Genomic DNA, 12,974 nt, shown 5'->3' on the forward strand with positions numbered 1-12,974 from the left:
GCGCGATGCCGGGCGACGTGCTCGCGGTGGCCGGCCGGCTCGGCTGGGCCGCCGCCGGGCTCGCCGTGCTGGGCCGCGGTTTTCGGTCTCCGGTCACCGTGGTCGGCGCGTACCGCGTGCCGGACCCGCCGTACGCGGCCGGCCCGCAGGCGGCACTGGCCGGGGCCACCGCGATGATCGACGTCTCGGACGGGCTGCTCGCCGATCTCGGGCACGTGGTCGAGGAGTCCAATGTGGCCATCGACGTGCGGACCGACCTGGTCGAGGTGCCGCAGCGGCTCGTCGAGGTGGCGTCCGCGCTGGGTGCCGACCCGCGGCACTGGATGCTCACCGGCGGCGAGGACCACGCGCTCGCCGCGACCTTTCCCGACCCGGCCGCCGTGCCAGAGGGCTGGGTCACGATCGGCACCGTCACGCGGGGGAGCGCGGTGACCGTCGACGGCGGACCGTACGAGGGCGGACCGGGCTGGCAGCACTGGCGTGGGTGACAATCACCGCGTGCGCATCCAGATCCTGCCCTACGACCACGCCGACTCCGTGGCGCTGATCGCACAGGTGCAGCAGGAGTATCTGGTCCGCTACGGAGCGGAAGACCTCACTCCGGTCGACCCGGCCGAGTTCGCCCCGCCGCTCGGCCTGTTCCTCGTCGCCTACCTGGACGACCGGCCGGTGGCCTGCGGCGGCTGGCGGGTCCACAACGGACCCGACGGTCCCGAGGCCGAGCTGAAGCGGATGTACGTCGCACCGGCGGCGCGCGGCCGCGGCGTGGCCCGGGCGGTACTGGCGGAGCTGGAACGCACGGCGGTCGAGGCGGGCTACCGCCGGATGGTGCTGGAGACCGGAATCCACCAGCCGGAGGCGATCGCGCTTTACACCTCCGCCGGCTATCTGGAGGTGCCGAGCTTCGGCTACTACGCGAACGTGCCGGAGGCCGTGCACATGGGCAAGACGATCGTGAAGGAGCCGAGTTGCCCACCTATGCGCTAGGCGACCTCGAGCCGACCATCCACCCCGACGCCTGGGTGCACCCGGACGCCACGGTGATCGGCAACGTGCATCTCGGCGCGTTCGCGTCGGTGTGGCCGCAGGCGGTGCTGCGCGGCGACTCGGGCGGCATCTGGATCGGCGAGCGGACGAACATCCAGGACGGCACGGTCGTGCACACCACGCGCTTCCACCCCACCCGGATCGCCGCCGACTCCGCGGTCGGGCACAACGCGCACATCGAGGGCGCGATCGTCGGGTCGCACTGCCTGATCGCCTCGGGTTCGGTGCTGCTCAACGGATCCGTGATGGAGGACGGCTCGGTGCTCGGCGCGGGCGCGGTCATGCCGTTCAACGGAAACCTGCCGCCGCGCCGGATGGCGCTGGGCGTGCCGGCGCGGCTGCGGGAGGGCTACGAGGTGCCCGAGGGCATGGTGGCCGGGATCGTCGAGAACTACGTGGCGCGGATCGCGACCTACCGGGCGGGCCTGCGCCGTCTGTCGTGAGCCAGGCGCTAGGGTCTGCTGCCGTGACCGCGCGACCGTTGCCTGAGATCGTCGAAGCCGGCTGGGCGGAAGCGCTTGCGCCCGTCGCCGACCGAATAGCCGCGATGGGGGAGTTCCTCCGCGCCGAGATCACCGCGGGCCGTACCTATCTGCCGGCCGGAAACCATGTGCTGCGCGCCTTCCAGCAGCCGTTCGCCGACGTGCGGGTGCTGATCGTCGGGCAGGATCCGTATCCGACGCCCGGGCACCCGATCGGCCTGTGCTTCTCGGTGGCGCCGGATGTTCGGCCGCTGCCGAAGAGCCTGGTGAACATCTACACCGAGTACTGCGAGGACCTCGGTCACCCGCCGCCCACGAACGGTGACCTGTCGCCGTGGACGGACAACGGCGTGCTGCTGCTCAACAGGGCGCTGACCGTCGAGCCGGGACGGCCGAACTCCCACCAGGGCAAGGGGTGGGAAGAGGTGACCGAGCAGGCGATCCGCGCGCTGGCGGCGCGGGGTGGTCCGCTGGTGGCGATTCTGTGGGGGCGCAACGCGCGCAACCTGCGGCCGCTGCTCGACCCGGTGCCGTGCATCGAGTCGGCGCACCCGAGCCCGCTGTCGGCGCGGTCGGGGTTCTTCGGTTCGAAGCCGTTCAGCCGGGCCAACCGGCTGCTCGAGGAGCAGGGTGCGCCGCCGGTCGACTGGAAGCTGCCTTGACCTCGAGCAAGGTCGAGGTCGCATGCTCGGAGCATGGCACTCACCGAGGCTGAGGTCTCCTATTTGGCGTCCCAGCCGCTGGGCCGTCTCGCGACGGTGTCGCCGGACGGGGCACCGCAGGTCAACCCGGTCGGCTTCCGCTACGAACCGGCGCTGGGCGTGATCGACATCGGCGGCCACGACCTCGCAGCGAGCAAGAAGTACCGCAACGTCGCCGCCGGCAGCAGAGCCGCCCTGGTCGTCGACGACCTGGTCTCCCGCCGGCCCTGGCGCGTCCGCGGCGTGGAGATCCGCGGCGAGGCCGAGGTGCTGGGTGGGCAGGACCCGTGGGGGCCGGGTTACTCGTCGGAGGTCATCCGCATCCATCCGCGACGGGTCATCAGCTGGGGCGTCGAGCCGGGTCAGGACGGCATGCGTGGCCGAGACCTGTCCTGACACGCTCTCCTGACACACGAAACCGGGCCCCGGTGTTCTCCGGGGCCCGGTTTCGTGTGTCGGTTCAGCCGCGGGTGACCTTGCCCGCCTTCAGGCAGGAGGTGCACACGTTGAGGCGCTTGCGCTGCGAGGCGCCGACCTTGGCGTGCACGGTCTGAATGTTCGGGTTCCACCGACGGCTGGTGCGCCGGTGGGAGTGCGAGACCGACTTGCCGAAGCCTGGCCCCTTGCCACAGACGTCGCAGACGGCAGCCACGTCAGGCACTCCTCTCTCCACTGGGAACCGACCGGATGCGGTCGGCAAGCATGTGCTGCGGGCCAGAGGGCCGCGCAGACCAACCTAGAGTAACGGCTGGCGGCGGGGCGCCGCACACCGCCCCACTAGTCTCCGCATGTCGGCGCCGCCGGGGCAGTCGACGGGCTGCGGGAGGGTGGATGCTGCGGGCGCTGGATGCCGCACACGTGCGGCGCTGGGCGGTGGCCTGCGTGCAGTCGCTGGACGCGCACCGAGAGGCCATCGACCGGATCAACGTCTTCCCGGTCGCCGACAGCGACACGGGCTCGAACCTCCTGCACACGATGCGCGCCGCGCTGGACGCCCTGCTCCGCGCCCCGACCCCGACCCGCGCCGACGCCCACGCGGCCTTCGCCGCACTCGCGAAAGGCGCACTGACGGGCGCGAGGGGCAACTCGGGCGTGATCATCTCCCAGCTGCTCCGCGGCATGGCGGACACCCTCGCCACTCCCACCGAGCCACCATCCGCCCAGGTCAGGCAGGTGGCTGAGCTGGCCGAGACACCGACCAGCTCGGTCGAGGGGGACGGGGACGGGCACGGGCACGCCTGGGGGATTTCCGGGGCGACCTTGCGGGCGGCGCTGGCCGGCGGCGCCCGGCGGGCTGGGGCCGCGCTCGCCGAGCCGGTGGCCGGGACCATGGTCACCGTGCTCGCCGCCGCGGCCGCGGCCGTCGATGCCGAGGCCTCCGACGATCTCGCCGATGTCGTCGCCGCCGCTGCCGCGGGAGCCGCGGCGGCGCTCGACGAGACGCCTCGGCAGTTGCCCATCCTCGCCGCGGCCGGGGTCGTCGACGCCGGTGGGCGCGGGGTCGTCGTGCTGCTCGACGCGCTCGCGGCCATCGTCGGGGAGCAGCCGGCCGCACTCGCCGCGGCGCAGCGTGCTCGCACCGACCGGGCGGCGGCGCCGCCCGGGCAGTCGATGATGTACACCGCCCGGGAGTCGGGGTCGGACCAGTTCGCCTATGAGGTCATGTACCTCCTCGAAGGAGTGGACGAGGCCGGGGACCCGATCGGCCGGCTGCGGGACACGCTCGTCGGGCTCGGGGACTGCGTCTCGGTCGTCGGGGACGGCGCCGGGCTCTGGACCGTCCACGTGCACTGCAACGACATCGGCGCGGCCATCGAGGTGGGCGTCGAGACCGGGCGCCCTAGGCAGATCCGGGTCGCCCGGTTCGCCGACGCGCCCTCGGCCGAGGCGTCGCGGTTCGTCCAGGACCGGGCCGTCGTCGTGCCGGTGCGCAGCACCGAGCTCGCCGACCTGCTGATCAGCGAGGGCGTGACCGCCGTCCACATCGACCAGGCCCCGGCCGACGACACCGACACCGCCTACCGGCTCCTCGAGGCCATCACCGGCACCGCCGCGGCGCACGTCAGCGTGCTGCCCGCCGACTCCACCCTGATCGAGGCCTGCGACGAGGCCTCGATCCGCGCGGTGGCGGCCGGCCAGGACGTGGTCGTCGTGCCCTGTGCCTCACCGGTGCAGGTGCTGGCGGCCGTGGCCGTGCACGACCCGCGCCGGCGTGCCGGCGACGACGTCGTGGCCATGGCCGAGGCCGCCGCGGCCACCCGCCGGGGCGAGGTGGTCGTCTCGACCGAGGCCGCGATCACCTGGATCGGCGCGTGCGAGGCCGGCGACGTGCTCGGCTTCGCCGACGGCGAGGTGGTGCTGATCGAGGCCGGCCCGCCCGGCGTGGACGCCCTCGACCGGGCCGCGTGTGGCGTTGTCGAGCGCATGCTCGGCATGGGCGGGGAGCTGGTCACCGCCCTGCTCGGCGCCGGCGCGCCGGCCGAGCTGGTCGTCGAGCTCACCGACTACCTGCGCCGCGAGCACCCGGAGACTGAGCTGGTCGTCTACCACGGCGGTCAGCCCGACGCGGTGCTGATCCTCGGCGTCGAATAGCGCTACCAGCCGGTCGCGCCGTCGATGCGCTCGCGTAAGAGGTCCGCGTGGCCGTTATGGCGGGCGTACTCGGCGATGAGCCGCAGGAGCACCCAGCGCAGCGAGAACGCGTCGCCTGTCTGTCGGCGGATGCCCGTGGCGTCCAGCGACGGCGCCGCCGCGACGATCTCCCGGGACCGGTCGCACTCGCGCCGCCACAGGGCGAGCGCCTCGTCGAAGTCGCCGTCCAGTGAGTCGAAGTCCTGGTCGGGGTCGTCGTCGGAGTAGTACAGCAGCTCGACGTCGTCGCCGGCGAACTGGATGTGCAGCCACCACCGCTCGACACCGGCGAGGTGGCGGACGAGGCCGTGTAACGACAGGCCCGACGGCGGCACCAGCTTCTCGGAGTGCTTGCGGCCGGCGATGTCCGCGCACTTCAGCGCCAGCGTCTCGCGCTGGAAGTCGAGGTAGGCGTCGAGCATCGTGCGCTCGTCGGCCTCCAGGGGCGGGTCGGGTCGTCGCGGGCTCTCGATCTTCATCGAGATGTTCGCGGCGGGTAGGGGCTGACTCATGGCCGCAGGATGGCACGGGGCACTGACAAATTTCGGGCGTGCGCGGCGGGCCTCGCCGGAATGTCATGGCCGCACGACATAATCGCGGGCGATGGTCTCCATGGACGACAAGCTCGAGCTGGCGGTGGGCGCCAAGACCGCCAAGGCGCTGGCCGGCGCCCTGGACCTGCACACCGTCGGCGATCTCGCGCACTACTACCCGCGCCGGTACGCCGAACGCGGCGAGCTCACCGACATCGCCGGTCTGGAGCTCGGCGAGCACGCCACGGTGCTGGCCAGGGTCAAGTCGGTCAACGAGCGCCGGATGCGTCAGCGGCGCGGCACGATCCTCGAGGTCGTGATCACCGACGGCAGCCGCACGCTGGAATGCAAGTTCTTCAACTTCCGGCAGTTCCAGTTCCGGGTCCCCGTCGGCTCCAGCGCGCTGTTCGCCGGCAAGGTCTCGATCTACCGGAACAAGCTGCAGCTCACCAACCCGGACTACTCCCCGGTCGACGACGAGAACGAGGACGCCGCCGACGCGATCGACGACTTCGTCGGCCTCATCCCCGTCTATCCGGCGGCGGCGAAGGTGCAGTCCTGGCAGATCGGCAAGTGCGTGCGGCAGACGCTCGAAATGCTCGACACCGTCGAGGACCCCCTGCCGGAGCAGCTGCGGGGGCGGCACGAGTACGTCGGCTACGACGAGGCGATCCGGGCCATCCACCTGGCGAAGGACTGGGCGGGCGTGCAGCTCGCGCGCAACCGGCTCAAGTGGGGCGAGGCGCTGGCCGTGCAGCTCGCCCTGGCCCAGCGCCGGCACGCGGCCGTCGCCCGGCCGGCACCTGTCTGCGAGCGCAGGGCCGACGGCATCGGCGCCGAGTTCGACCAGCGGCTGCCGTTCACGCTCACCGAGGGGCAGCGCGAGGTCGGCGAGGCGATCGCGGTCGACCTCGCCAAGGAGCACCCGATGAACCGGCTGCTGCAGGGAGAGGTCGGCAGCGGCAAGACGATCGTGGCGTTGCGGGCGATGCTGCAGGTCGTCGCCGCCGGTCGGCAGACGGCGCTGCTCGCGCCGACAGAGGTGCTCGCCGCGCAGCACGCGCGCTCGCTCGCCACGCTGTTGGGCGACCTCGCGCAGGCCGGCGAGCTGGGCGGTGCCGAGCACGCCACGCGGATCGCGCTGCTCACCGGCTCGCTGCCGGCCGCGCAGCGCAAGCAGGCGATGCTGGACGTGGTCAGCGGCGCGGCCGGCATCGTCGTCGGCACGCATGCGTTGATCCAGGACAAGGTCGAGTTCGCCGACCTCGGGCTAGTGGTGGTCGACGAGCAGCACCGGTTCGGCGTCGAGCAGCGGGACGCGCTGCGCACGCGGGCGGGGGAGAACGCCAGCCCGCACGTGCTGGTGATGACCGCGACGCCGATCCCTCGCACGGTGGCCATGACCGTTTACGGCGACCTGGAGACGTCGTCGCTGCGGGAGCTGCCGGCCGGGCGCTCGCCGATCAGCAGCTCGGTCGTGCCGGTGGCGGAGAAGCCGGCGTGGCTGGAGCGGGCGTGGCAGCGGGTGCGCGAGGAGGTCGCGGCGGGGCACCAGGCGTACATCGTGTGCCCGCGCATCGGCGAGCAGCAGTCCGCGGACGAGGACGTGGACGAGGCGCTGGAGTCCGATTCGGACGGTCGTCGTCCACCGCTCGCGGTGCTCGAGGTCCACGAGGAGCTGGCGGCGGGGCCGCTGTCCGGCCTGCGGCTCGCGGTGCTGCACGGGCGCCTGCCGGCGGACGAGAAGGACGCCGTGATGCGCGCCTTCGCGGCGGGCGAGCTGGACGTGGTGGTGGCGACGACCGTGGTCGAGGTTGGCGTGGACGTCCCGAACGCCACCGCGATGGTGATCATGGACGCGGACCGGTTCGGGGTCAGCCAGCTGCACCAGCTGCGTGGCCGGGTCGGGCGGGGGAGCGCGCCGGGTGTGTGTCTACTGGTGACGGAGATGCCGGCGGGGACGGCCACTCGCGACCGGCTGGACGCGGTGGCGTCTACTTTGGACGGTTTCGAGCTGGCTCGGGTGGACCTGGAGATGCGCCGGGAGGGGGACATCCTCGGGGCTTCTCAGTCCGGGCGGCAGTCGGCCTTGAAGTTGCTGTCCTTGTTGCGGGACGAGGACTTGATCGCCGCGGCCCGGGTCGAGGCTCAGCGGTTGGTCGGCATGGCGCCGGATCTCCGGGAGTTTCCCGGGCTGCGGCGGATGGTCGGCAGTTTGGTCAGTGACTCGCGGGCCGAGTATCTCGAGAAGGTCTGACGGCTTCGGGATTCCCCTTGCGCGGTCTAGCTTCTAGCAAAAATCACCCAGTTGGGTGATTGGTGGCTCTGCTCGGACAAAGCGAACGGCGCCCTGCCTGGAAGGCTAGGGCGCCGTCGGCTCTGTCGAATCCTGGTTACTTGTTGCCGTTCACCGGAGCCTTCATCTGGCCGCCCTGCTGGTGGGGCTTCGGCTGCGGGCTCGGCGATGGTGACGGCTGCTGCGGCGACGGGCTGGGAGCGGCGAGCTGTTGCTTCGGCTCGTCGCCGCCCATGGCCTTCGCGAAGTGGCGACGGGCCTCGCCGAGGATGGCGTAGGTCGCACTCACCTGCTCGGACACCCGGCGCTCGAAGTCGTCCGCCCGGCGGGTGCGGTCCTGGGCCTCGGCGAGTCGCTGTTCCGCATCCTCGATGATCTTCGCAGCGCGGATCTTCGCGTTCGCCTGCTGCTCGTGGAGCTCCTTCTCGATCCTCGAGCGGCGCTCGGTGATCTCCTTGTCGCTCGCCTGGCTGCGGGCCTCCGCGTCGCCCACGGTCTTGTCCGCCTGCTGCTGCGCGATCTGCTCCAGCTCGGCCAGGTGCTGCTCCATCGAGGTGCGCTTGTCGGTCAGCGTCCGGTCCGACTCGTCCGCTCGGCGCTTGGCGTCCTCGACGATCTTCGACGCCTGGGCCTGGGCGGCACCCTCGCGCTGGGCCAGGGCCTGCTCGACCTCGGCTCGCTCGGCGGCGACCGCCTCGCGGATCTTGGCCGCCTCGCGCTCGGAGTCGCCGACGATCTTCCCGGCGCGGTCCTTGGCGAGCGACGCGCGCTCGGCCAGCTCCCGCTCCAGCTCCGTACGCTGCGCCTGCAGGGCGACCTCGGCCTCCTCGGCGAGCGACGCGCGCTTGTCCGTCGCCTTGATGTCGAGGATCTCGCGCTGCTTGGCGGCCTCGGCGTCCCGCTGCTCGCGACGCTGCCGGGCGGCGGCATCCAGCTGGGCGATCCGCTCCTCGTTCGCCTTCGCGGCCCGCTCGACCTCGGCTCGGGCATCGGCCATGATCTGGTCGTGCTCGGCGACCTGCCGCGCCTTCAGACCCTCGTACTCGGTCTCGAGCGCGGAGTGGTTCCTCGCGTACTCGGCCTCGAGGCCCTTGCGGCGCTGGGCCAGCTCGGCGGTCGTCGCCTCGTGCTTGGCCTTCTGCTCCTTGGTGTAGTTCTGCACCTCGGCGCGCACGCCGGCCGCGTACTCGTCGGCGGCGTTCTTCGTCGTGATGACGTAGTTGTCCGCGTTCGCCCGGATCTCGGCCGCGTGGTCGTCCGACTCCTTGCGTACGCCGGCGGAGTACTTGTCGGCCTGTTCTCTCGTCGAGGAGGCGTGTGCATCGGCCTTCGCGCGCGTCGAGTGGTTGTACTCGTCGGCGTCGGCCCGGGTGGTGCGGTCGTAGGTTTCCGCGTCCCGCTTGAACTCCGCGATCTCCTCTTCGGCCAGCTGCCACATCAACCGCTGACGCTCGGACATCGCCTCGTTGCTGGTGGGGTTCGAGGTGATGCGGTTGAGCTGAGCTTTCGCGTCAATCAGTTGCTGTTGGGCACTTCCCAACGCTTTGGTCAGCTCGGCAACCTTCGCGACGGCCTCGTCCCGGCTCTTCTGGACATGGCCGAGATCGAAGGTCAGGCGCGTGACGCGCTCGTTGACCTGGCGCTGGTTGTAGCCTCGGAGAACGGTGTCGAAACGGGGTACACGGCTGTTTGCTTCGGAATCACCAGCAGGCATTGCCACACTTTAGATGGTCACCGCAAGGGGTGACGCTGCCGGGCGTGTCCCGACCCGACGAAGGCCACCCCACCGTCGTTGAACGGCAGGGTGGCCTTCAGTCCGACTGGTCACCGGGCGGGTTGCGGAATCTCCGGCAGTTGCTCGGTCGGGTGATCATCAATTCGTGTCTGGGCACGGTGTCCTATTCGGCCTGGCCACCAGTTGGCGCGGCCGAGCAGAGCCATCAGGGACGGCAGCACGAGCACCCGGATGATCATCGCGTCGAGGAAGACGGCGACCGCCAGGCCGACGCCCATCTGCTTCATCTCGTTCATGCTGAGCGTCGCGAAGATCGCGAACACCGACACCATCACGATCGCCGCGCTGGTGACCACGCCGGCCGACCTGCTGATGCCGAACTCGACCGCCTGCTTCGTCGGCATGCCGCGCCGGGCCGCCTCGCGGATCCGGCTGACCACGAACACGTGGTAGTCCATGGACAGTCCGAACAGGACTCCGAACAGGAACAGCGGGATCCACGCGACGATCGCGCCGTTGGCGTGGAAGTCCAGGATCCCCTCGGCCCAGGTGTGCTGGAACACCAGCACCAGCGTGCCGAACGCGGCGGCGACGGACAGCAGGTTCAGCAGCAGCGCGGTGAGCGCGATCGCCAGCGACCGGAACGTCACGAGCATGATCACGAACGTCAGCAGCAGCACGAACCCGATCACCAACGGCATCCGGTCGGACAGGTTGCCCGTGTAGTCGACGTCCCACGCGATGGCACCGCCCACCGCCGACTCGGCACCGGCCACCGAGCCGACCGTCGCCGGAACGAGCTCGGTCCGCAGCTTCTCCAGCGACCTCGTGGCGCCGTCCGAGCCGGGCGCCTGCCGGGTCGGCACGTCGAGCAGCGCCACGCGGCCGTTCTCGGACACCTGGATCTCGGGCGGCGCGACGCTCGCGTACAGCGGGTCGTCGCGGGTCCGGTCGTACAGGGCGGTCAGCTGGTCGCGGACCTGCCCGGCCTGCCCCGGCTCGGCCCGCACCGCGACCAGGTGGTTGACGCCCTCGCCCGGGAACGCCTCGGTCAGCCGGTCGTAGGAGCGCATCACCGGGATCGCCCGCGGCAGGTCGTCCTCACCCGACGACTTCAGGTTCAGGTCCAGCGCCGGCCAGGCCAGCGCGCCGAGCGCGGCCAGCGAGAGCAGCAGCGTGGTCAGCGGGTAGCGCAGTGCCGGGCGCAGCAGCCGCGGCCACACCCGCGGCGGGCCGGCCCGGTTCGTCAGCCGCCACAACAGCGGGACGCGCGGCCGGTCCACCCGCCGGCCGAGCTTCGCCAGCAGCGCGGGCAGCACGGTGATCGAGCCGAGCACGGCCACCGCCACCACGATGATCGAACCGGTGGCCAGCGACGAGAACACCACGTCGTTCGCGAGGTAGAGCCCCGCCATCGACATGATCACCGCGACGCCGGACACCACCACCGCGTGCCCCGAGGTCGCGGCCGCGATCTCCACCGCGCGCACGTGTGAGTTGCCGTCGGCCCGCTCCTCGCGCTCGCGCTTGAGGTAGAAGAGCGAGTAGTCCACGCCGACCGCCATGCCCATCAGCAGGATGATGCTGGAGATCGTGTCCACCGCCGGCACGACGTGCGACGCGAGCGCGGACAGGCCGAACGCCGCGCCGACCGCCGACATCGCGAGCAGCACCGGCACGCCGGCCGCGATGATCGCGCCGAACGCCACGAGCATGATCAGCAGCGTCACCGGCAGGCTGATGAACTCGGCCTTCTTCAGGTCGTTCGCGACCTGGTCGGTGACCCCCTTGTCGATCGACGCGCCGCCGACCTCCTCCACCCGCACGTCCGGGTGGTCGGCCTGCACGGCGGTCGTCTCGTCGAGCAGGGCCCCCACCCGCTCGTCGCTCGACTCCTCGTCACCGGCCATCGTCACCGGCACCAGCAGCGCCTGCCCGTCCGGTGAGCGCGCCGGCTCGCCGACTCCGGCGACCTCCTCGAGCGCGCCGAGCCGCCGCGCCGCGTCCGTGGCCGCGGCGGTCGCGGCCGCCTGGTCCAACGTCCCGGAGCGGGACGTGATCAACACGTTCTCCTCGGCCGGGTCGTCGAAGTCCCCCGACTCGACGATCTCGGTCGCGCGGGCCGACTCGCCCTGCGCCATGTCCTCGTCGGAGGCCTCGTTTGTCCCGACCCACGAGCCGGCCGCGAAGCACACGGCCACGAAGACGACCCACAGCCCGATCGCCCGCCACGGGTGCGTCGCGCTCCATCGAGCCACGCGCACCGTTCCCGATTGCTTGCTCACGTTCACCCCATCCGTCGCTGGTAACGAATCAAGGCTCTCGGCGGGGAGCGCCCGGAGCACGGGTGTGCGCACCCGAACCGGGGGTAGGGAGAGCCCCACCATCGGGATGGCAAAGGCAAACAATGTGCTGGTGGCAATTGGTGAACCTTGCCCGGCCCCCGCTGGTGGACTAACGACAGAGGTATGAATCTGCGCAGTGGCAAGAGGCTGGCGAAGGTCGGGGTCGCGTGTCTGATCGGCACGGTCACCGCCGTGGTGGCGGCGATCCCCTCCAACGCGCAGCCGGCGGCGAAGACCGCCGACTACATCGTCGTCCTGGACCAGAGCCGAGGCGTCCAGGCGACAGCGGCGTCGGTCGCCGATCGGTACGGCAGCGCGGTGGAGCACACCTACACCACCGCGCTGCAAGGCTTCTCCTTACGCCTGACGGAGAAGCAGGCCGGTGAGCTCGGCCGGGAGACCGGGGTCGCCTACGTCGTGCCGGACACCCCGGTGCACACGAACGGCCAGCAGGTGAACCCGCCGTCCTGGGGGCTGGACAGGATCGACCAGCGCAACCTGCCGCTCGACGGCGTCTACAACTACCCGAACGAGGCGGAGAACGTCACCGCCTACATCGTCGACACCGGGATCAGCCCCACACACCAGGACTTCGGCGGGCGCGTCCAGCCCGGCTTCGACGTCGGCGGCGGCAACGGCATGAGCGACGGCAACGGCCACGGCACGTTCATGGCCGGCGTCCTCGGCGGCGCGCAGTTCGGCGTGGCCAAGGGCGTCACGCTCGTCCCGGTCAAGGTCCTCGACTCCAACGGCTCGGGCACCACGGCCGGCGTCATCGCCGGCATCGACTGGATCGCCGCGAACGCGGCCAAGCCGGCCGTGGCCAACGTGAGCCTGGGCGGCGGCGCGAACGCGGCGCTGGACGATGCGGTCAGCCGCGCGATCGCGTCCGGCGTGAGCTTCGCCGTCGCGGCCGGCGGCTCGGGGACCGACGCCGCCCAGTTCTCGCCAGCCCGCGTGCCCGAGGCGCTCACGGTCGGCTCGATGGGCAGCAACGACTGCGTCGCATCGTTCTCCAACTACGGCTCGGTGCTCGACATCTACGCGCCGGGCGTGGACATCACCGGCCCGTGGATCGGCTCGGACACCGCGACCAACACCATCTCCGGCTCCGTCGCCGCCCCGCACGTGGCCGGCGGTGCGGCGCTGTACCTGCACGGCAACCCCGCCGCGTCGCCCGCGGACGTCGCCGCCCACCTGGCGG

Annotated in this window: 12 protein-coding genes; 8 read left to right on the forward strand and 4 right to left on the reverse strand. The window is 71.5% G+C overall.

Annotated elements, in window-relative coordinates:
• From ACRDSK_RS25580 to ACRDSK_RS25600, 5 genes are all read left to right on the forward strand, one after another.
• On the forward strand, positions 1 to 488 hold a 488-nt coding region (locus tag ACRDSK_RS25580; RefSeq protein WP_431443806.1), incomplete at its 5' end, for a thiamine-phosphate kinase.
• 10 nt (positions 489 to 498) lie between these two features.
• Complete coding sequence (locus tag ACRDSK_RS25585) at positions 499 to 987, forward strand: GNAT family N-acetyltransferase (protein ID WP_431443808.1); 489 nt, start codon at positions 499 to 501, stop codon at positions 985 to 987.
• Positions 969 to 1,490 (forward strand): gamma carbonic anhydrase family protein, encoded by a 522-nt coding sequence (locus tag ACRDSK_RS25590; RefSeq protein WP_431443809.1) that lies wholly within the window; start codon positions 969 to 971, stop codon positions 1,488 to 1,490. Before ACRDSK_RS25585 ends, ACRDSK_RS25590 begins: the two co-directional genes overlap by 19 nt.
• 23 nt (positions 1,491 to 1,513) lie before the next feature.
• Positions 1,514 to 2,191 (forward strand): uracil-DNA glycosylase, encoded by a 678-nt coding sequence (locus ACRDSK_RS25595; RefSeq protein ID WP_431443810.1) that lies wholly within the window; start codon positions 1,514 to 1,516, stop codon positions 2,189 to 2,191.
• A 33-nt stretch (positions 2,192 to 2,224) separates the two neighbouring features.
• Positions 2,225 to 2,626, forward strand: a complete 402-nt coding sequence (locus tag ACRDSK_RS25600; RefSeq protein ID WP_431443811.1) for a PPOX class F420-dependent oxidoreductase — start codon at positions 2,225 to 2,227, stop codon at positions 2,624 to 2,626.
• Between the two features lie 64 nt (positions 2,627 to 2,690).
• Here ACRDSK_RS25600 and rpmB read toward each other — a convergent pair whose 3' ends face one another.
• Positions 2,691 to 2,882, reverse strand: a complete 192-nt coding sequence (rpmB, locus tag ACRDSK_RS25605) for a 50S ribosomal protein L28 (protein ID WP_431443818.1) — start codon at positions 2,880 to 2,882, stop codon at positions 2,691 to 2,693.
• A 179-nt stretch (positions 2,883 to 3,061) separates the two neighbouring features.
• Here rpmB and ACRDSK_RS25610 point away from each other — a divergent pair, with 179 nt between their 5' ends.
• Positions 3,062 to 4,822 carry a DAK2 domain-containing protein gene (locus ACRDSK_RS25610; RefSeq protein ID WP_431443812.1) on the forward strand — a complete coding sequence of 587 codons (1,761 nt, stop codon included), beginning with the start codon at positions 3,062 to 3,064 and terminating at the stop codon, positions 4,820 to 4,822.
• Positions 4,823 to 4,824: 2 nt separating this feature from the next.
• Here the strand turns inward: ACRDSK_RS25610 and ACRDSK_RS25615 are convergent, their stop codons facing one another.
• Positions 4,825 to 5,373 carry a DinB family protein gene (locus ACRDSK_RS25615; RefSeq protein WP_431443813.1) on the reverse strand — a complete coding sequence of 183 codons (549 nt, stop codon included), beginning with the start codon at positions 5,371 to 5,373 and terminating at the stop codon, positions 4,825 to 4,827.
• A gap of 91 nt (positions 5,374 to 5,464) precedes the next feature.
• Here ACRDSK_RS25615 and recG point away from each other — a divergent pair, with 91 nt between their 5' ends.
• On the forward strand, positions 5,465 to 7,651 hold the full coding sequence (gene recG, locus ACRDSK_RS25620) for an ATP-dependent DNA helicase RecG (RefSeq protein ID WP_431443814.1): 2,187 nt from the start codon (positions 5,465 to 5,467) through the stop codon (positions 7,649 to 7,651).
• A gap of 136 nt (positions 7,652 to 7,787) precedes the next feature.
• On the opposite strand, the gene ACRDSK_RS25625 is transcribed toward recG, so the two are convergent.
• Together ACRDSK_RS25625 and ACRDSK_RS25630 are read right to left on the reverse strand one after the other, a co-directional pair.
• Positions 7,788 to 9,149, reverse strand: a complete 1,362-nt coding sequence (locus ACRDSK_RS25625; RefSeq protein ID WP_431443815.1) for a hypothetical protein — start codon at positions 9,147 to 9,149, stop codon at positions 7,788 to 7,790.
• Positions 9,150 to 9,514: 365 nt separating this feature from the next.
• On the reverse strand, positions 9,515 to 11,683 hold the full coding sequence (locus ACRDSK_RS25630) for an MMPL family transporter (RefSeq protein ID WP_431443816.1): 2,169 nt from the start codon (positions 11,681 to 11,683) through the stop codon (positions 9,515 to 9,517).
• A 210-nt stretch (positions 11,684 to 11,893) separates the two neighbouring features.
• On the opposite strand from ACRDSK_RS25630, the gene ACRDSK_RS25635 reads away from it, so the two are divergent.
• On the forward strand, positions 11,894 to 12,974 hold a 1,081-nt coding region (locus tag ACRDSK_RS25635; protein WP_431443817.1), incomplete at its 3' end, for a S8 family peptidase.

This window comes from Actinophytocola sp., from assembly GCF_050699915.1.
In the GTDB taxonomy this organism is placed as follows: domain Bacteria; phylum Actinomycetota; class Actinomycetes; order Mycobacteriales; family Pseudonocardiaceae; genus Actinophytocola.